This window comes from Roseateles sp. P5_E8 (assembly GCF_054177665.1).
The window spans coordinates 59794-78198 of record NZ_JBGCUM010000011.1 but is presented as its reverse complement, the minus strand read 5'-3'; the positions used below and the strand labels follow the sequence as shown (position 1 = coordinate 78198).

Here is an 18405-nt window from a genome sequence, read left to right as displayed (position 1 = left end):
GTCGTGCGAGTCTGGGTCAGGAAGAGGACGGCAGCGCCTGCAGGGCGTCGTGCCACGGGGTCAGGGCTTGCGGGTGGGCCGGCAGTGGCCCACGCAAGCCGCAGATGAAGGAGGCGAAGCGGTTGGCCAGGGCCAGCGTTGCGGCCAGGTCGCGCTCAAGTGCCAGGCCGGCCAGCAGCAGGGCCGTGAAGGCATCGCCCGCGCCGACGGTGTCGACGACGTTCGGCTGCGGCTCGCCCGGGCCCTGGGCCAGCAGCGCGCCTCGGGGGCCGTAGAAGCGCCAGCCGTCGGCGCCGCAGGTCAGCACGATGCGCTGCAGCGCGAAGCGGTCCATCAGCGTGGCCACTTGAGTCGCTTCAGCGCCAGGTGCGCCAAACCAGTGAGCCAGCCGCGCCAACTCCTCGTCATTGACCTTGACCCAGTCGGCCAGCATCAGCGACTCGGCGGCGAACTGCGGGTTGTCGATGCCAGGGCGCAGATTCAGGTCCAGGAAGCGCAGGCCGTTGAAGGACTTGGCAAGCGCGCGAATGGTGGTGCGCGACACGGCGTGGCGCTGGGCCAGGCTGCCAAAGTAGAGGATGGCCGCCTGCGCGACGGCCAGCTCTGCGCGGGCTGCCTCGAAGTCCAGGTAGTCCCAGGCGGCGTTGCCGTGGATCTCGAAGCTGTGGCTGCCACCCACGCGCTCGTGCACGCTGACGCGGCCGGTCGCGCGCGCCGGGTCGCGCTGCAGGCCCTGCTCGCCCAGTGCGTAGCGGCCGGCGCTTTGCAGCACGAGGCGGCCGTTGTCGTCGTCAGCGCCGATGCGGCTGATGAACAGGGCCGTGGCGCCCAGCGTGGCGAGCGAGCGCGCGACGTTGAAGGGCGCGCCGCCGGCCACGGGGCCGTCATGGAATTCGTCCACCAGGGCTTCGCCCAGGACGGCAATGGAACAGAGAGGCATCGGCTGCGCGGGAAGGGAAAGAAATATTCTAGGCAACAATAATTGTTTAGTGAACAATCGGCAACGCGGGCGATCCCGTATCACCACCGCCCAAGTCGGTGGGTGGCCTGTGTAACGGGCGCTGCTGGGCGTCGTCCTGGCGGCAATGCCACAATCGCGGCGCTTTTCGAGGCACTAAACAACAGCGGAGTTCGCGGCATGGCCGACAAACGGGGGGTGACGATTCGGGAATTGGCCCAGGCGGCGGGGGTGTCCATCGGCACCGTCTCGCGCGCGCTGAAGGGTCAGCCGGGTCTGTCGGAACAAACGCGCACGCAGGTGCTCGAGGTGGCCCAGCAACTCGGCTACGACGTCGGCAAGCTGCGCACCGGCAAGCCGCGCCGCATGCTGTTCATCTACAGCCGCCACCTGGGCTCGCTGGCCATCAACCCCTTCTATTCCTATGTGCTGCACGGCGCCGAAACGGCCTGCCGCGAGGCGGGTGTGCCGCTGAGCATCATGTCGGTGGTGGCGGGCGATGACATCGCCGGCCAGGTGCGCCGCCACGAGGCCGACGCGCTGCTGGGCGCAGGTTATTTCGACCCCGAGACCATGGAGGCCGTGCGCCGCTGCGAGCTGCCGCTGGTGCTGGTCGATCACTTCTACCCCGGTGTGCGCTGCATCAACGACGACAACCAGCTGGGCGCCTGGCTGGCCACGCGCCATCTGCTGGAAGAAGGCTCGCAGCGCGTGGCCGCCATCTTCGGCCCGCCGACGCACTACTCGGTGTCGCTGCGGGCCAAGGGCTTTCGCCGCGCGCTCTACGAGGCCGGCCGCCTGTTCGACCCCGACTACGAGGTCACGCTGGACCCGGTCATGGACTATCGCGAATCCGGCCGCGACGCGATGCGCCGCCTGCTGGCCCTGCCCGAGCCGCCCGACGCCGTGTTTGCCTACAACGACTCGACGGCCATGTATGCCATCGAGCTGTGCCAGGAGCGCGGCCTGCGCGTGCCCGAGGACGTGCGCTTCATCGGCTATGACGACATCGAGGCGGCCGTGCACTGCAAGCCGCCGCTGTCAACGGTGAAGATGGACAAGGAAGCGCTGGGCACCATGGCGGCCCGGGCCCTCATCGAGGGCGACGTGGCGCCCAGCGAGGCCTCGCTGCCGGTGGAACTGGTGGTGCGCGAGAGCTCGCGCGTCGCCACGCCCGTCGCAGCTGCAGCGGCGCCCGCACGCAAGGCCAGGCGCCATCCGGCCACCGCCGAGCAGCGCTGACATCGGCGATTGCCGATTTGCCCTAGGTCTTACCCGCTTTCCATTAGTCCATCTGTCGAACGAAAATAACTCTGTTTACTAAAACGTGCCGCTCAGCGGCCGAGGAGACAGAGAACGTGATTGCCGACAGTGATGGCGCCGCAGCGCCGGTGACGCAGCGCCCCGGGGCGCCCGCCGCTTCGAACACGACGTCCGCCGCCGACCGCGTGCCGGCCTCGCAGAAGATCGGCTTCGGCCTTGGCTCCTTCCTCGACATGTGGGGCCACTGGCTCTACAACTCGCTGGTCTTCCACGTCTTCAACGTCTTCCTCGGCGTCGCGCCGGGGCTGATCTCGACAGTCCTGCTACTGAAGATCGCCGTCGATGGCGTCTCGGACGCGCTGTTCGGCTGGCTGTCCGACAACACCCGCACGCGCTGGGGTCGCCGCCGGCCCTTCATCCTGGTCGGTGGCATCCTGGCCGGCATCGGCCTGCCGCTGCTGTTCGCCGTCGGCCGCGGCTGGACGGACACCGAGTACTTCATCTTCATGCTGGTGTCGACCTGCCTCTACGTGCCGGCGATGAGCTGCTTCGTCATGCCGTGGAACAGCCTGGGCGCGGAGATGACGCCCGACTATCACGAGCGCACACGCGTCATGTCGTGGAAGAACGCGATCCAAAAGGTGCCCGAACTGGCGATGTTCGTCGCCGCGCAGTTCACAACGCTGGCGATCTTCAACGACGCCAGCGGCAAGCCTGACATCCTGAAGGGCGCCCAGGTCTACACGACCCTCCTCGGCGGCATCATGATCGTCGCCTCCATCGCCATCTTCCTGCTGACGCGCGAGCGCTATTACGGCAAGGTGGTGGCGCAGGCCAAGCAGCGCGTGCCCTTCAAGGACACGCTCTACCGCACGCTGAAGAACCGGCCCTTCCGCCAGATGCTGGGCACCATGCTGGTCTACAACATGGCGACGTCCATGGTGGGCCTGCTGGGCTACTACGCGACCGTCTATTACGTCTGCGCCGGCAACGTCGTGGAAGCGACGAAGTGGAACTCCATGATGGGCGTCGCCGGCCTGGTCTGCGGCCTCGGCGGCATATTCTTCGCCGGCTGGGTGGCCAAGCACTGGGGCAAGCGCAACGCGCTGATGACGGTGCTGGTGCTGGGCATCCTCGCCTTCATCGGCGACTGGTTCTTCTACAACCCGCAAATGCCCTGGCTGCAGCTGTTTGCCAGCGGCGGCGTGGCCTTCATCGGCGCGGGCTTCTGGACGATCTACGGCTCGGCCATGGCAGACGTCATCGACCACGATGAACTCTCCAGCGGCCAACGCCGCGAAGGTTCGTTCGCGGCCTGTGGCTCGTGGATATCCAAGGTCGGCCTGGCGTTGGGCAACGGCGCATCGGGCTGGGTGCTGATGTTCACCGGCTTCAACGCCAAGCTGCCGGCGCAGGGCGAGGAGGCCCTGTTCCTGATCCGCGTCTGCCTGTCGGGCATCCCGATCTGCGGCCTGCTGATCGCGCTCTACGTCGTGTCGCGCTATTTCCTGACCGAGAAGCGCATGCATGAGATCCGCGCCGAGCTGGAAGCCCGCCGCGGCACCGTCTGAGCTTTTCTCTCCAAACCCCCCAACGGAGTTTTGTCATGACCTCAACCTGGCTGCGCCGAGTGCTGCTGGCTGTGTTCACCTGCATCCTCGCCACCGCTGCGCAGGCCCAGAACACCGGGCACGAAACGCTCAAACTCGATGCTCCCAAGCCCAATCTCGCACCCACGCCGCCGATGGGCTGGAACTCGTGGAACAAGTTCGCCTGCAATGTCAGCGAGCAGCTGATCCGCCAGCAGGCCGACGCCATGGCGGCCTCCGGCATGAAGGCGGCCGGCTACCAGTACATCGTCATCGACGACTGCTGGCAGAAAAGTCGCGATGCCGACGGCAACATCCAGGCCGACCCGGATCGCTTCCCGTCGGGCATCAAGGCACTGGCCGACTACGTCCACGGCAAGGGCCTCAAGTTTGGCCTCTACTCTGACGCCGGCTCCCTGACCTGCGGCGGCCGCCCGGGCAGCGCCGGCCACGAGTTCCAGGACGCGCGCCAGTACGCCAAATGGGGCGTCGACTACCTCAAGTACGACTGGTGTCACACCGGCACACGCAACGCCGAGGCTGCCTACACCATCATGGCCAAGGCGCTGCGCGAATCGGGCCGCGACATCGTGCTGTCGATGTGCGAGTGGGGCAACAGCCGCCCCGGCCGCTGGGCCCATCCGGTCGGCCACCTGTGGCGCACCACGGGCGACATCTGGGACGCCTGGAAGGGCAAGAAGGAGTGGTCGCACGGCCTGCTGGACATCATCGACATGAACGCCGACCTGTGGAGCGAGTCCGCCCCCAACGGCTGGAACGACCCCGACATGCTGGAAGTCGGCAACGGCGGCATGACGACGACCGAGTACGAGAGCCACTTCTCCATCTGGGCCATGCTGGCCGCGCCGCTGATCGCCGGCAACGACATGAGCAAGATGAGCGCCGACACCAAGCGCATCCTGACCAATGCCGAGGTCATCAAGGTCGACCAGGACGCGTTGGGCCGCCAGGGCCGCCGCATCTGGCGCCAGGGCGACCTGGAGATCTGGGTGCGCACGCTGGCCGGTGGCGACCGCGCCGCCGTGCTGTTCAACCGCAGCGAGAAGCCGGCCGAGATGGCCGTGGCCTGGGAGCAGATCGACCTGCCGGCCAAGCTGAAGGCCGATGTGCACGACCTGTGGTCGGGCAAGAAGACCAAGGGCGTTGCCGGCCGCCATGGCGGCACCGTGGCGCCGCACGGCGTGCTGATGTTCAGGATCTCTCCGGCCGTCCAGTAAGGCCCAGTAGCCGGCGGATGGCCGGCGCCGGGGCTGCCGGGGCCTCTGGCACAGTCCGGCCCAGCATGAACACAGCATCCGCGCGGGCCAGTGGCCGCCTCAGCCAGTGGGACGACGCCAAGGGCTACGGCTTCATCACGCCCGACGGCGGCGGCGCCAAGGTCTTCGTCCACGTCAAGGCGTTTGGCCTGAGGCCGCACCGGCCCTTCGTCGGCGAGCGCCTGAGCTACCGCGAAGGCCAGGACGGGCAAGGCAAGCGCCGCGCCGTCGACGTGCAAAGCCTGGAGCCGCGCGCCGCACCGCCATCACCGGAGCCGCGCGACCGTGGCCGGGTGCTGCTGCTGATCCCGGCGTTTGCCGGCTTCGTGCTCACCTGCCACCTGATGTGGGGCGTGCCGAACTGGTTCTGGGGCGCCTACTCGGCCATGAGCATGGCGACCTTCATCGTCTACTGGCTGGACAAGCGCGCCGCCACACGCGGCGAATGGCGTGTGGCCGAGGGCACGCTGCATGTGCTGTCCCTGGCCTGCGGCTGGCCGGGCGCGCTGCTGGCCCAGCAGGTGCTGCGCCACAAGAGCGCCAAKGCCTCGTTCCGGCGCCTCTACTGGCTGACGGTGGTGGTCAACATCGCCGCCTTTGTCGCCGTCTTCACGCCTTTGCTCAGAAACCTCAAAAGCTGAACTCGCCCAGGCCCGCGATGCTCAGCCGGCCGTGGGCTTCAGGGGTGGGGTGCAGGCCGACCCAGGCGCCCGTCGTCACGACGGTGGTGGCCGGCAGCGCGCGGCCATGGCGCGTGGCGTGCTTCAACCACGCCGGCAGCACGCCGGCCGGGTCGGCCAGCGAATGGCCGCCCGTGCGGACGATGTCCGGCTGGCCGGGCAGCGCCAGGCGCCATTCGAGCTGAGCCCAGTCCAACGCGCGATACGGCTGCCAGTCGCCCAGCAGCAGGCCGGCGTTGCTCTGGAAGTCAGCCATGCGCAGCAGCGCCGGCGCGTCCATGCCCTCGACCCAGCGCGAGGCGACCAGTTCGACGGCGATGCACATCGCGTCTGGCAGGCCATCCGCGCCCACGCGCAGCGCCACCTCGGCCTCCACGCCCAGCAGCACCGTGCCCGCCACCGGGTTCACCGGCGAGTGGCTGAACGGTCCCTGCGCGCTGGCACCGCCGGACTTCCAGCGGTCCAACGGCCACCCCAGCGCGGCGGCCACGCCCTCCTGCACGGCATAGGCGTCGGCCTCGTCACGCACGGCGTCGGTCCAGTCGGCAGCGCGCAGGCGGGTGCCGTCGCGGTGGCAGGTAGCGAGGGCCTGGATGAGAGCTTCGATCATGAGCGTGAGTGGGTTGCCGGATGACCGGACCGTAAGATGAAAGCGCCTCGGGCCGTTGGCCCGCGAGCAACGTCAACACTGCGGCGCACGGCGCGCGCGACACCATTTTCCGGGAACAGCATGGCACTGAAGTTGGGCTTGGTAGGCATTGGCAAGATCGCCCGCGATCAACACATTCCGGCGCTCGCCGCCGACCCGCGTTTCGAGCTGGTGGCCACGGCCAGCCGCAACGCCAGCGTGGACGGCGTTGCCAGTTTCACCAGCGTCGAGGCCATGCTGGCCGCGGTGCCGGAGCTGGACGCCATCTCCATCTGCACGCCGCCCAACGTGCATTTCGAGGCGGCTCTCGCCGCGCTGCGCGCCGGCAAGCACGTCATGCTGGAAAAGCCGCCTGCCGCCACAACGCGGCAGATCGACCTGCTGCAGGCCGAGGCGGCGCGGCATGGCCGCACTTTGTTCCAGACCTGGCACTCGCGCTTCGCCGCGGGCGTGGATGCGGCACGCGACTGGCTGCGCGGCCGCACCCTGACCGGCGGCACCATCACCTGGAAGGAAGACGTGCACCACTGGCACCCCGGCCAGCAATGGATCTTCGACGCGGGCGGCCTGGGCGTGTTCGATCCCGGCATCAATGCCTTGTCGGTGCTGACCGAGGTGCTGTCCGAGGAGGCCTTCGTGCACAAGGCTGTCCTTGAGTTCCCGGCCAACCAGCAGGCGCCCATCGCGGCCCACCTGGACCTGCTCACCGAGTCCGGCGTCACGGTGAACGCGGAGTTCGACTTCCGCCAGAAGGGCGAGCAGACCTGGGACATCGAGCTGGTCACGACGACCGGCCGCCTGCGCCTGTCCCATGGCGGCGGCGCGCTGGAAATCGATGGCCAGCCGGTGGCGGGCGATGCGGCCTTGGCGGGCGAATACCCACGGCTGTACGCGCGCTTCGCCGAACTGTGCGCGGCGGGCCAGTCCGAGGTCGACTGGCGGCCATTCCAGCTGGTGGCCGATGCCTTCCTGATCGGCGAGCGGCGGATCGTGGCGGCGCATCAGGTTTGAGCCGGTAGGAGGCCGTCATCCGGGCAAGGGGCGTTTTCAGTCAGGGTCGCGCTCAAATGTCCGGCAGAAATCGTTAACGATCGACCTGCAACGCGTTAGGTCTCACTGTGACACCGTCGTTAATCGAAGAAGAAGCTGTGTTGTTTGCGATGCCAGAGATTGTTCTGCCCGCGGAGTTCCAGAGAGTCACTCGATGGGTTTGTGCCGGCGAGGCTGAGCGCTGGGAAACAGACGCAGGTTCCGTCCCTGTGGGCTTACGAGTCGACAATGGTTGGATGCCGGTCGCGGAACCCGGCATACCAAAACCCAATGGCACTGGCCCTCTGCGACTTGAATTTTGTGTTCCGACTGCGGGGCTCGTGTTTCGCGAAGAGGCTGGATGGATGTACCTCAAACCGGGATCGGTCGTAATTAATCTTCGAGTGGTTGGGCCTCGGCCGTTCTTGAGCGATATGACCTAACCGGTTTTTCCACCTGACGTCCTTCAGCAAGCCTCAGTCCGCAGGTGAACTTCAACGTTGAGCCTCGCATTTATCCAAATCTGAAGCTCGACGCCGTCACCCCGCCCATGAAGGCGGTCTCGTGATAGTTGCAGCTCGCAGCATCGCCCTCGGCCGCGCCGGCGGCCACCATCAGTGGCAGCAGGTGCTCCTCGCGCGGGTGGGCGATGCGGGCAGCCGGCGCTAGCGCCCAGGCTTGAAGGCGGTCGTTGCGGCCCGCAGGCGAGGGCAGGGCGGACTGCAGCCAGCCGTCGAAAGCCGCCGACGGCTCGCGGCCCGACAAGCCGTATAGCCGCAGGTTGTGAAAGCTGAAGCCGCTGCCCAGGATGAGCACGCCTTCGTCGCGCAGCGGCGCCAGGGCCCGGCCCAGCGCGAGGTGGTCTGCCGGGTTCAGGCCGCGCTTGAGCGACAGCTGCACCACCGGCACGTCTGCGTTCGAATACATGGGCACCAGCGTGCAGAAGGCGCCGTGGTCGTAGCCGCGCTTGGCGTCCCGCGCGGCGGGCAGGCCTGCCGCCTCGATCAGCGCGACGACGCGCTCGGCCAGCACCGGGTCGCCCGGCGCCGGGTAGACCACCTCGTAGGTGTGCGCCGGGAAGCCGCCGTAGTCGTAGAGCATGCCGGGCGCGGGTGAGGTCATGACCGTGAAGGCGGCCTCTTCCCAGTGGGCCGAGATCATCAGGATGGCCTTGGGCTTCTCGGGCAGCGTGGCGGGCAGTTCCTGCAACGATGCCTCCAGCTGGGCATGCGCGCGGCGGTAGTCGCCGTCCATGAACGGCCAGGGACCGCCGCCGTGGGAGAGGAAGAAGGTGGGTTGCTTCATGATGGCTTCAGCTTAGGCGGGCGTCCCAGGTCCGGAGTTCAAGCCGGCCGCTGGCACCGCTCAAAGCCATTGAACATGGCCGACGATAATCCGCGCCCCATGTCCCAACCCACGCCATTGCCCACTTCTCTGCCAGAGAGCGACGACGCCCTGCGCGTGGAGGACTACTTCCGCGACGGCACGGCGCCGGCCGAGGCGCTGCTGTGGTGGCAACTGGAGCGCCAGGACGCCATGCAGGCGGCCTTGCGCGCCCTGTTCCAGGGTTCGGCGGCGTTGACGCGGCTGCGGCTGTGGGTGTTCTTCGAACTGATGGCGCTGCGCGAGTCGCGCCTGACCCGCGAGGCGCTGAATCAGGCCTTCCACGTGCTGCGTGACGAGGCGCTGGACGGTGTGCTCAAGCGCTTCCGCGAGGCCGACCTGCTGGCCTGGGACGCTACCGCGCAGACCTATGCCGTCACGCCGCTGGCCCAGCAGGTCGTCGGCCTGCTGCAGCCGCTGACGCAGGAAGCGGCGCCCGACGGCGACCTGGCCTCGCTGCTGGCCGGCGTGGCCGGCGCCCATCAGCTGGGCACCTTGCAGCCGGCGCAGTTGCAGCACTTGCTGGCCCAGCTGTCACGGCTGTACGACGAGTTTGCCGACGCCATCGCGAGCGGCAGCGAGTTCGCGCTGCGCCGCGCGCGCACCCGGTTCGAGAAGGCGCTGACGCTGGTGGACCGTGCCGGCGAGGCGCTGTGCGCCATCATTGCGCAGGCCGAAGCGGCCGGTGACGCGAGGCTTGAGCGCCTGGCCCGTGAGCTGGGCCTGGCGCAGGCGCGGCTGCTGGCGATGGCCAGCCAGTTCAACCGCGCGTTACAGCAGGCCGACCGTCAGCGCGTGACGCTGGGCTCCACCGGCATCACGACGACCGACGTGCGCCGCTGGCTGCAAAGCCAGGGCGACCTGGCCTCGCTCATCAACGGCGCCTGGGAGCGGCCGGTGCATCCGGTGCTGGTGGCTCAGCGCGATCTCGTCGACACCGCCGAGGCAGAGTTCGAACGTGACCGACCCAAGCCGGCCGAGATCGCTGCATTGCCGCAAGGCCAGGCGGCGCCGACCGGCGAGCTGGCCGTCATGCAGCTGCCGCCCGACATGGACCAGATGCAGGTCTTGCTGACTGCCTGGGCCGCCGAGCCCGTCGAGCGCGACCTGGCGCCAGCCGTGCTGGGCGACAGCTATGCCCGCGCCGCCTACCGTGCCCAGTTGCTGCCGCTGCTGGGCGACGCCCAGGCTCGCCACCTGAAGGGCGCCACCGGCGACATGGCCCGCCAGCCGTGGTCGGTGCGCTGGTCCGCCGAGCAAGGCCCCGTGGACGACGAGTTCGTCAAATGGATGAGCCGCGGCGTCCTCACCCCTGAATCTCCTGCCACATGAGCCCACTCGACGACTCCCAGCAACTCGCCGCGCAACTGCTGGCCCGCCGCTGGCTGCCGCGCAGCCATCCCCTCGTGAAGCGCGCGCTCATCGACACGGAGCTGTGGAATCAGCTCGGCGCCCGCTTGGCCGGCGTGGGCCTGCAACTGGTGGACAACGTGCATGCCGACCACATCGGGGTGGCGCTGCTGCGCCCGGCTGAAAGCGCCGTGTTCGGCGAAGCGGGCCTGGCCGCCAACAACAACCTCGACCTGCCGCGCGACGGCGTTGCGCTGCTGGTCGTGCTGTGGAGCCTCATCGTGTTGCCCAAGCGGCAACGCCAGGTGGCCCGCAGTGATGCCATCCACGCTGGCCAGGGCGAGTTCTTCGCCACCGACAAGCCCATGCCGCAGGCCGCGAGCGTCGCGCCGCTGATCAGCTACCGCAGCCTGCTGGCCGACTTCGGCGACCAGCTCGGCAAGAAGCTGCGGCTGGACACCAACCTCAAGCTGCTGGAGCGCCACGGCTTCGTCACGCGCCGTGGCGAGGACATTGCCGAAGGGCCGCTCTTGGACCTGCTGATCGACTACGACCTGCTCGCGCCGCGAATCCTTGACGGCGCCCTGGGCGACGTGCTGGCCCGCGCCGGCCACCCGCTGCCGCGCCCCGAAGAAGTTGAACAACAAGATATCGACGACTGATGTTCCACCTGCAATCGCTTGAACTGCTGCACTGGGACTACTGCCAGCGCGTCACGCTGCCGCTGGACGGCGCCATCATCACCATTGCCGGGCCCAACGGCTCGGGCAAGACCACGCTGCTGGACGCGATGCGCACGCTGCTGGGGCTCGAATGCTCCGGTGGCCGCACGTACAAGACCTACGCCCGCCACGCCAACGCCGAGACGGCCTGGCTGCGCGCGCTGGTGGACAACCGCCCGCGTTCGCGCCAGAACAGCAGCCGGCCGTTCGCGTCGTCACTGCTGTATGCCGACCAGGTGACGCTGGCCTGCCGCATCGAGCGCCACGGCGGCGACTGGGTGCGCCGCTACACCATCCTCGACGGTGTGCACGAGATCGAGCAGCTCGCCGAGAAGGGCGACCGCGACTGGCTGGGCATTGAGGCCTGGAAGAAGCGGCTCGAAGCCGCCGGCCTCACACGCGCCATCGGCCGCGTGCTGGCGCTGGAGCAGGGCCAGACCGACCGGCTGTGCGAACTGAGCGCCAAGGAGCTGCTGCGCCTCGTCTTCGAGGTGTTCGGCGACCAGGAGGTGCTGGACCGCTACGAGCAGGCGCGCAGCCATCAGCAGCACCTGGGCAAGGAAGTGGAGCAAGCCGGCGCCGAGCTGGCGCATACGCAGGCGCAGTTGAGCGACCTGGCCAACCGCGTCAACAGCCACCGCCAGTACCAGCTGAAGGTTCAGGAGCGCGAGCGCCTGGCCACCGAGGTGCTGCCGGTGCTGCGCTGGAGCGAAGCGCGCGAGCGCATTACCCGCGATGCGCGCGAGCTGCACCGCCAGCGCCTGTTCGCGTCGGGCGACGTGAAGGCGCTGAGCGAGAAGCGCGCGGCCTTGCACAGCCTGTTCACGGCGCAGGAAGCGGCCAAGGAACGATTGAAGGCGTTGGACGGCGAACGCCGCGAGGCCCGCGCCGCGTTCGACTCGGCGCGTGAAGCTGAGCGGCCCGCCGAGGCCTTGGTCAAGCGCGAGGACGAGCTGAAGGCGCTGGCCGACGTGGAGGCCGATGCCGCCGCGCTGACCGCGCGCATGCAGGAGCTGGCCGGTGAGCGCGAGCGCCTGCGCGCCGACTACACCCGCGCCAGCGACAAGGCCGCCCGCGCGCAGACCGCGCTCGGCGAGCTGAGCGGCAAGCGCCTGCCGCCGCCGCCGTCCGAGGTCGCGCCGATGAAGCGCGCGCTGGACGACGCCGGCATTGCCCACCACCTGGTTGCCGACAGCATCGATATCGCCGACGAGACCTGGCGTGCCGCCGCCGAAGGCCTGCTGCGCCCATCGCGCTGGGTCGTCGTGCTGAAACACCGCAGCGACGAAGGCCGCGCCTTCGACATCGCCGCCAAGCAGCGCTACCGCCACTACGTCGTCGCCGACACGCAGGCCGCAGGCCAGGCGCCGGCCGGTTCGCTGCTGGCCGCGCTGAACGTCAGCGCGCCGCTGCCGACCTGGCTGGTGCGCCAGCTGGGCGGCATCCGCTGCGTCACGTCCACGGAAGAGGGCGCAAAGGCCGGCGGCGAATGGATCACGACCGACGCCTACTACCGCGACGGCCGCGGCGGCCGCAGCGTGTTTGTCGAACCGCGCGACCACCAGTTCGGCGCGTCCGCCGTCGATTCGCGCCGTGCTGCGCTGGAGGCCGAGCTGTCCCGCTGGGACGGCGAACTGAGCCGCATCGCCAAGGCGCAGGCGGAGGTCGAACGCCAGTTCAAGGACGTGCAGCGCGCGGCCGTCGGCCACAAGGCGGCGCAGGAGTTGAGCGAGCGCTCGGACGAATTCGCCGAAGCCCGCGCGCGCCTGCCGGTGCTGCGCCAGGCGCGCGCCGAAGCGTCCACCCGCATGAGCACGCTGGACAGCGAACACGACCGCGTCGTGCGCGAGTCCACGCGCAGCGAGCAGGCCTACGAAGGCGCGCAGATCGCGCTGCGCGACGGCGAGGGCTCGGCCTCCGGCCGCCTGCGCGAACACGAGGCCAAGCGGGAGGCGCTTCGTGCGGCATCGCGCCAGTCGCGCACGCAAAAAGGCCAGTTCCCCAAGTCCTGGGTCACGCCGATCGCGCTGGCCGCGCTGCGCGATGAATTCGAGAACGCCCGCCAGGCCGAGATCCGCGCCCATCACGTCGACCAGGAGCTGCAGGGCGGCCACTGGGAGGTGGACGCCAGCGTCGTTGACCGCCACGCGCGCATGTCCGCCCAGGTGCATGAGCAGGACACCCAGCTCAGCGACCGTCGCGCCAGCAACGAGCTGGCCCGCATCGCCGCCTTCAACGCCCGCGAGCGCTACATCGACGTGATGCGTGCCACCGTGCGCCGCTACAAGAAGAACGTGGCCGAGCTGGGCGAGCTGGCCGGCGTGACCGCCGAGGCCGTGCTGCCGCACCTGGACAACGACGACACCGTGCTCGCCCAAGCCGGCCTGCAAGTGAAGTTCAACTTCGACGGCAAGGGCGAGGTCGGGCTCAACGACGGCGAGGCCTCGGGCGGCCAGCAGGTGCTGAAGAGCCTGATCCTGCTGGTGGGCCTGATGAAGGACGACGAGACGCCTGGCGGTTTCGTCTTCATCGACGAGCCCTTCGCCCACCTCGACGTGCGCAACATCCAGCTCGTCGGCCACTTCCTGCGCAGCACGCGTGCGCAATACCTGCTGACGACACCGATCACGCACAACGTCGAGGTCTTCGAGCCCAGCGAGATCACGCTGGTCACGAGCAAGAAGCCGCGTGGAGAACGCTGGGCACCGCCTATCGCCGTGCTGGCGCGCCGGCCCGAAACCTCGGTCTATGACTGACTGGGACCGCCCGTCGCCGTTCACGCTGGCGTTGTCGCCCGCGGCTGCGGACATCGACGGGCTGGGCCATACGAACAACGCCGTCTACGTGCAGTGGTGCGAGCAGGCGGGCTGGGCGCACTCCGAGGCGCTGGGCCTGTCCCTCGACGACTACCGGCGCCTCGACCGGGCCATGGCCATCCGCGAGGGCCACTACGACTATCTGCTGCCGTCCTTCGAAGGCGAGGCCCTGGTGTTGGGCACCTGGCTGACGGCCAGCGACGGCAAGCTGACGATGGAGCGGCGCTTCCAGTTGCGTCGTGCCAGTGACGGCCAGACGTTGGTGCGCGGGCGCTGGCTGCTGGTCTGCATAGCGATCAGCAGCAGCCAGCCGCGACGCATGCCGGCGGAGTTCCTGAGCATCTACGAAGGCGCGCTGACTCCCAAGGTTTGAATATACGTTTCGTATATGAATCGTATATAGTTCGCCGCATGGGAATCGTCAAAATCTCCGAAGCCATGCATGAGAGCCTGCGCGTTGCGAGCCAGGCCTTGTCGCGCTCCATCAACGCCCAGGCCGAGCACTGGATGCGCATCGGCATGCTGGCCGAACTGCATCCGCAGCTGTCGCACAGCGAGATCTGCCAGCTGCTGATCCGTGCCGAGCAGGAGGGCGGGCTGGACCTGGCGCGCCTGGCGGGCTGGGCTCAGCCGGCCAAGGCCAAAGCGAAAGGCGCGCGGGCATGAAGAGCCTCAAGCTGCGCACACCTGAGCAGGTGGCCAAGGCCCGCGAGGCCGGCCATCTGATCGCCGAGGTGTTGGCCATGCTCAAGCCGCATGTCGTGCCCGGCGTGACGACCGAGGAGCTGGACGACCTCTGCCGGGACTACATCGTCAACGAGCTGAAGTGCATCCCGTCCAACGTCGGCTATCACGGCTTCCCGAAGACGGCCTGCATCTCGCCCAACCACGTCGTCTGCCACGGCATCCCGAGCAAGGACAAGACGCTGAAGAAGGGCGACATCGTCAACGTGGACGTGACGCTCACGAAGGACGGCTGGTTCGGCGACAGCAGCCGCATGTTCATCGTCGGCGACACCAATGTGCTAGCGCGCCGGCTGGTGACGACGACCTACGAGGCCTTGCGCGCCGGCATCCGCCAGGTGCGCCCGGGTGCGACGTTAGGCGACGTGGGCCACGCCATCCAGAAGGTCGCGCACGCGGCCGGTTTCAGCGTCGTGCGCGAGTACGGCGGCCATGGCATCGGCGACGTTTATCACGATGAGCCGCATGTGAACCACTTCGGCCGCCCGGGCGAGGGCCTGCGGTTGCAGGAGGGCATGATCTTCACGATCGAGCCCATGATCAACGCGGGCGCCGCCGGCATCCGCGAGCTCAACGACGGCTGGACGGTGGTGACGCGCGACAAGTCGCTGTCGGCGCAGTGGGAGCACATGGTCACCGTGACCAAGGACGGCTTCGAGATCCTGACGCCGTGGCCGGATGGGTTGGGGGAATATCCGTCCATCGACTGACCGGCCCGAATCGAAGGGCAGGGGAGCGCATCCCAGAGTCGAAGAGGCTCAGCTGATTTCTCTGTTCAGCGAGTCGACGGCGTCTCGCCATTGAGTGAGCGGGGGGATCAACTCGGCCAGTCGTAATTCGCCTGACGGAGTAAGGCAGGAGACGAGATTGCTCAGCGTGTAGTCGTCCCATGCCGTCAGCATCTCAATGGCCTCGATGGTCTGTCGTGCTTGAGGCTTGAGCGAATCGCTGTCACGTCGAACATTGATCCCGAGTCCCCATTCATCGCGATGCTTCCAGAAGTTGGCGCCCGCATTAAGGGCAGCGACAAAGGTGAGATCGGCGTTAACGTTGGGTGGAAGTTGGAGAGCTTCTGATCGATTGATCTTGAACTGCGCGTATGTCGAGACCAGGTACTGCTGGATTGCTGTCAGCGCGATCCCGAGAAGATACTCACTCCTATCGAACAGGCCATCTGCGTCAGGGTCTGAGCTTCGTTTGGCCAGAGCGTTCATCGCCGATAGCTCCCTGTCGATGAGGACAAACAAGGCTTCCAGGTTGGCGAGATCGGAATCTCCAAAGCCGGTTTCTGTCTTGATGTACATGGCTTCGATGCTGGCGCAAGTGACTCGTTGCTGAACTTGACTGCCGTCGGGCTACTCAATAACAGAGCTAGTTGCGCGCATGCGTGACGCGGTAGCCCGCCACGCCGGGCAGCTCGTGCAGCCGGCCGGTGAAGCGGCACAGCGTCTGGCCCTTGAAGTTCTGCTTGGCCGTGCAGACGAAGCGCCACTCTTCGTGGTCGCCCTGTTTTTCGATGCTCAGCGAGCCGGGTGCGAAGCGGTAGCCCAGGCCGTCGGCAAACTCGGCCAGCTCGGCCTGCGTGAAGCGCCGGCCCGGCTCGCCGCGCAGCGTCACGGCTATTGCCGGGTGGGAGGGCAGGCGGCTCTCCAGCCTGGCGCCCCACATCATCAGCGTGGCGCACAGCAGCGTGAGCGCTATTGCCGCGAAGTAGAAGCCCATGCCCAGCACGATGCCGATGGCCGACGCGGCCCACATGGAGGCCGCCGTCGTCAGCCCCGAGATGTTCATGCCCTCGCGCATGATGACGCCGGCGCACAGGAAGCCTATGCCCGTCACCACGCCCTGGATCACGCGCGTCGGGTCGGTGAACTGCGGCAGCGAACCGCCCGCCATGTGGCCGCCGAACCATTGCTCCGGGTAGCCGACGAGGATGGTCACGGCGCAGGACGCCATGCAGACCAGCGCATAGGTGCGCATGCCCGCCGCGCGGCCGTGGTAGGCCCGCTCATAACCGAGCAGCAGGCCCAGCACCATGGCGCCCACGAGATGCATCAGCATCAACACGTTGGCGGCCCATTGGCTGTCGGTCCAGTAGCGCAGCAGGTGGTCGGCTTCGAGCATTGGGCGTGTGCGGCGGAGGCAGGGCGACCGTGCCCCGAGTCCACGCTAACCCAGTCGGTCAAGGGCCGCCAGAGGGAAGGCCGCGCCTCGCCAGGCGCGCGAATGAGGGGGTGGGGAGGTGCCTCGCATCCCTAGAATCTCGCTCGGCCCACGCAGGCCGCCGACGACAAGAATGATCGAGGGAGATTCATGAAATTCGCCATCGCGCCGCTGCTCGCGGCCGCCGCCCTGTTCGCGCCCAGCGCCCACGCCGAGCTGCAAGGCCGCGACCTCGACACCGCCACTGCGGGCTTCGAGGCTTACTACGACACCGCGCTCAACATCACCTGGCTGACCGACTTCGGTCGCGTCTCTAGCTTTGACGCCGATGCCCGCCTGAGCTGGAACGACGCCCAGAGCTGGATCGCCGGCCTGAACCAGCAGCACCTCTACGGGCTGGACGGCTGGCGCCTGCCGACGGTCGCGCCGGTCAACGGCAGCAGCTTCCAACTGGGCAACAAGAACAACGGCACGACGGACGTCGGTGTGGCCGCGACGGGCACGGGCTGGGGCACGGCCTCGGAGATGGGCCACCTGTACTACGTGACGCTGGGCAACAAGGGCCTGTGCACGCCCACCGCATTGGGCAACGACGCCTGCGACACGCAGCCGGGCTGGTCGCCGACGGTCAAGAACTTCGGCCCCTTCACGGGCCTGACGACCTTCGTCTTCTGGTCGGGCACGACGCTGCCGGGCCAGCCGGACAAGGCGTTCTACTTCTATGCCTACTACGGCAACCAGGACGTGGCGTCGAAGTCGCTGACCTATTCGGCCATTGCCGTGCGTGACGGCGAAATCGCCGCCGCCGTGCCCGAGCCAGGCGTCTGGGCGCTGATGCTGGCGGGCCTGGCCGGACTCGGCCTGCGCGCTCGCCGCCGCTGAAAGCGCGCTGGCCTCAGGCCAGCGCCGTCATCCGCTCCACCAGCACGCAGCGCACCCACTTGCGCGCGGTGATCTGCGCTGTCTGGGTGCGCAGGAACTCCTCGGCCTGCGAGTTGGGCGACTCGAACTCGAAGCCGCAAAGCTGCACGATGCGGCTCAACGGCCGGCTCCAGACGCGCCGCACCGAGGCGCTGAAGAGGGGCACGCCCTCGTCCTCGCCCAGCAGCAGGCGCAACTCGTAGTGCTGCGCGTCCAGCGCCGGGTCGGCCGAGGTGAGGACCTGCAGACCCTCCTCGCTGAGGTTGACGACGACGCCGCCACGCGCCTGGGCCAGGCTTTCGGGCTTGATGACCCAGACCGGCAACTGCTCGTGTTCGTCGGGCACGAGGAAGAACTCGACGCGGGGGGAACGGCGTTGGTCTATCGACATGGTGTGAGGCGCTCGGAGTTGACGGGTCGGATCACAGCATCGGCGAATGACAGGCGCTTGTCAGCGGTACTGTCATCGCCTGATTTGGCTTCGGGTGAAGCCTTAGGGCCCGTTATACCGCGAGCAGATCGACTTCGAACAGCAGCGTTGCATTCGGCGGGATCACACCGCCCGCGCCGTGTTCGCCGTAGCCCAGTTCGGGCGGCAGCACCAGCATGCGCGTGCCGCCGACCTTCATGCCTTGCACGCCTTCGTCCCAGCCCTGGATGACCTCGCCGCCGCCGAGGCGGAACTTGAAGGGCTGGCCGCGGTCCTTGCTGGAGTCGAACTTCTTGCCGCGCATGCCGTCCTTGTAGAGCCAGCCGGTGTAGTGCACCGACACGCGCTGGCCCTTGGCCGCCTCGGCGCCGTCGCCGACGACACGGTCTTCATATTGCAGGCCGCTGGAGGCCGTGTGCAGGTTGAGCTCG

Annotated in this window: 19 protein-coding genes; 12 read left to right on the top strand and 7 right to left on the bottom strand. The window is 68.0% G+C overall.

Translation table 11 applies throughout. The features are described 5' to 3' along the window. Positions 1–16: 16 nt before the first annotated feature. Complete coding sequence (locus ACXRVZ_RS09225; protein WP_457426611.1) at positions 17–940, bottom strand: PfkB family carbohydrate kinase; 924 nt, start codon at positions 938–940, stop codon at positions 17–19. Between the two features lie 198 nt (positions 941–1138). Here ACXRVZ_RS09225 and ACXRVZ_RS09220 point away from each other — a divergent pair, with 198 nt between their 5' ends. From ACXRVZ_RS09220 to ACXRVZ_RS09205, 4 genes are all read left to right on the top strand, one after another. Beyond that, the gene (locus ACXRVZ_RS09220; protein ID WP_457426613.1) at positions 1139–2200 is read left to right on the top strand and encodes a LacI family DNA-binding transcriptional regulator; all 1062 of its coding nucleotides are present in this window, start codon (positions 1139–1141) and stop codon (positions 2198–2200) included. 116 nt (positions 2201–2316) lie between these two features. Beyond that, the gene (locus ACXRVZ_RS09215; protein ID WP_457426615.1) at positions 2317–3792 is read left to right on the top strand and encodes an MFS transporter; all 1476 of its coding nucleotides are present in this window, start codon (positions 2317–2319) and stop codon (positions 3790–3792) included. Positions 3793–3827: 35 nt separating this feature from the next. Further along, the gene (locus tag ACXRVZ_RS09210) at positions 3828–5048 is read left to right on the top strand and encodes a glycoside hydrolase family 27 protein (RefSeq protein ID WP_458232323.1); all 1221 of its coding nucleotides are present in this window, start codon (positions 3828–3830) and stop codon (positions 5046–5048) included. Positions 5049–5113: 65 nt separating this feature from the next. Then, entirely contained in the window at positions 5114–5728 is a 615-nt protein-coding gene (locus tag ACXRVZ_RS09205; RefSeq protein ID WP_458232322.1) for a DUF1294 domain-containing protein, read from the top strand. Here ACXRVZ_RS09205 and ACXRVZ_RS09200 read toward each other — a convergent pair. Next, a complete protein-coding gene (locus tag ACXRVZ_RS09200; protein ID WP_457426621.1) occupies positions 5718–6377 on the bottom strand; it encodes a 2-keto-4-pentenoate hydratase in 660 nt (219 codons plus the stop codon). The two genes, ACXRVZ_RS09205 and ACXRVZ_RS09200, sit on opposite strands and share 11 nt — an antisense overlap. Positions 6378–6497: 120 nt before the next feature. On the opposite strand from ACXRVZ_RS09200, the gene ACXRVZ_RS09195 reads away from it, so the two are divergent. Then, positions 6498–7427 carry a Gfo/Idh/MocA family protein gene (locus ACXRVZ_RS09195; protein WP_458232321.1) on the top strand — a complete coding sequence of 310 codons (930 nt, stop codon included), beginning with the start codon at positions 6498–6500 and terminating at the stop codon, positions 7425–7427. A 531-nt stretch (positions 7428–7958) separates the two neighbouring features. Here ACXRVZ_RS09195 and ACXRVZ_RS09190 read toward each other — a convergent pair. Further along, positions 7959–8750, bottom strand: coding sequence for a DODA-type extradiol aromatic ring-opening family dioxygenase (locus ACXRVZ_RS09190; RefSeq protein WP_457426625.1), 792 nt, complete (start codon positions 8748–8750; stop codon positions 7959–7961). A gap of 99 nt (positions 8751–8849) precedes the next feature. Here ACXRVZ_RS09190 and ACXRVZ_RS09185 point away from each other — a divergent pair, with 99 nt between their 5' ends. Genes ACXRVZ_RS09185 through map form a run of 6 tightly spaced genes read left to right on the top strand, consistent with a single transcriptional unit; the run spans position 8850 to position 15170 of the window. Further along, the gene (locus ACXRVZ_RS09185) at positions 8850–10160 is read left to right on the top strand and encodes a hypothetical protein (RefSeq protein WP_457426627.1); all 1311 of its coding nucleotides are present in this window, start codon (positions 8850–8852) and stop codon (positions 10158–10160) included. Then, on the top strand, positions 10157–10840 hold the full coding sequence (locus tag ACXRVZ_RS09180; RefSeq protein WP_457426629.1) for a hypothetical protein: 684 nt from the start codon (positions 10157–10159) through the stop codon (positions 10838–10840). The genes ACXRVZ_RS09185 and ACXRVZ_RS09180 overlap by 4 nt, the downstream gene beginning before the upstream one ends. Beyond that, complete coding sequence (locus tag ACXRVZ_RS09175) at positions 10840–13656, top strand: ATP-binding protein (protein WP_457426631.1); 2817 nt, start codon at positions 10840–10842, stop codon at positions 13654–13656. The genes ACXRVZ_RS09180 and ACXRVZ_RS09175 overlap by 1 nt, the downstream gene beginning before the upstream one ends. After that, a complete protein-coding gene (locus ACXRVZ_RS09170; protein WP_457426633.1) occupies positions 13649–14089 on the top strand; it encodes an acyl-CoA thioesterase in 441 nt (146 codons plus the stop codon). The genes ACXRVZ_RS09175 and ACXRVZ_RS09170 overlap by 8 nt, the downstream gene beginning before the upstream one ends. Before the next feature lie 38 nt (positions 14090–14127). Continuing rightward, the gene (locus tag ACXRVZ_RS09165) at positions 14128–14382 is read left to right on the top strand and encodes a ParD-like family protein (RefSeq protein WP_457426635.1); all 255 of its coding nucleotides are present in this window, start codon (positions 14128–14130) and stop codon (positions 14380–14382) included. Next, positions 14379–15170 (top strand): type I methionyl aminopeptidase, encoded by a 792-nt coding sequence (map, locus tag ACXRVZ_RS09160; RefSeq protein ID WP_458232320.1) that lies wholly within the window; start codon positions 14379–14381, stop codon positions 15168–15170. Before ACXRVZ_RS09165 ends, map begins: the two co-directional genes overlap by 4 nt. 48 nt (positions 15171–15218) lie before the next feature. Here the strand turns inward: map and ACXRVZ_RS09155 are convergent, their stop codons facing one another. Next, entirely contained in the window at positions 15219–15764 is a 546-nt protein-coding gene (locus tag ACXRVZ_RS09155; RefSeq protein ID WP_457426639.1) for a hypothetical protein, read from the bottom strand. A 67-nt stretch (positions 15765–15831) separates the two neighbouring features. Then, complete coding sequence (locus ACXRVZ_RS09150) at positions 15832–16584, bottom strand: MgtC/SapB family protein (protein WP_457426641.1); 753 nt, start codon at positions 16582–16584, stop codon at positions 15832–15834. 189 nt (positions 16585–16773) lie between these two features. Between ACXRVZ_RS09150 and ACXRVZ_RS09145 the strand changes: the two genes are divergently transcribed. Beyond that, a complete protein-coding gene (locus tag ACXRVZ_RS09145) occupies positions 16774–17505 on the top strand; it encodes a PEP-CTERM sorting domain-containing protein (RefSeq protein ID WP_457426642.1) in 732 nt (243 codons plus the stop codon). A gap of 13 nt (positions 17506–17518) precedes the next feature. Here ACXRVZ_RS09145 and ACXRVZ_RS09140 read toward each other — a convergent pair whose 3' ends face one another. Then, positions 17519–17935 (bottom strand): PilZ domain-containing protein, encoded by a 417-nt coding sequence (locus ACXRVZ_RS09140; protein ID WP_457426644.1) that lies wholly within the window; start codon positions 17933–17935, stop codon positions 17519–17521. 112 nt (positions 17936–18047) lie between these two features. Continuing rightward, positions 18048–18395 (bottom strand): FKBP-type peptidyl-prolyl cis-trans isomerase, encoded by a 348-nt coding sequence (locus tag ACXRVZ_RS09135; protein WP_457426658.1) that lies wholly within the window; start codon positions 18393–18395, stop codon positions 18048–18050. Between the last annotated feature and the right edge of the window lie 10 nt (positions 18396–18405).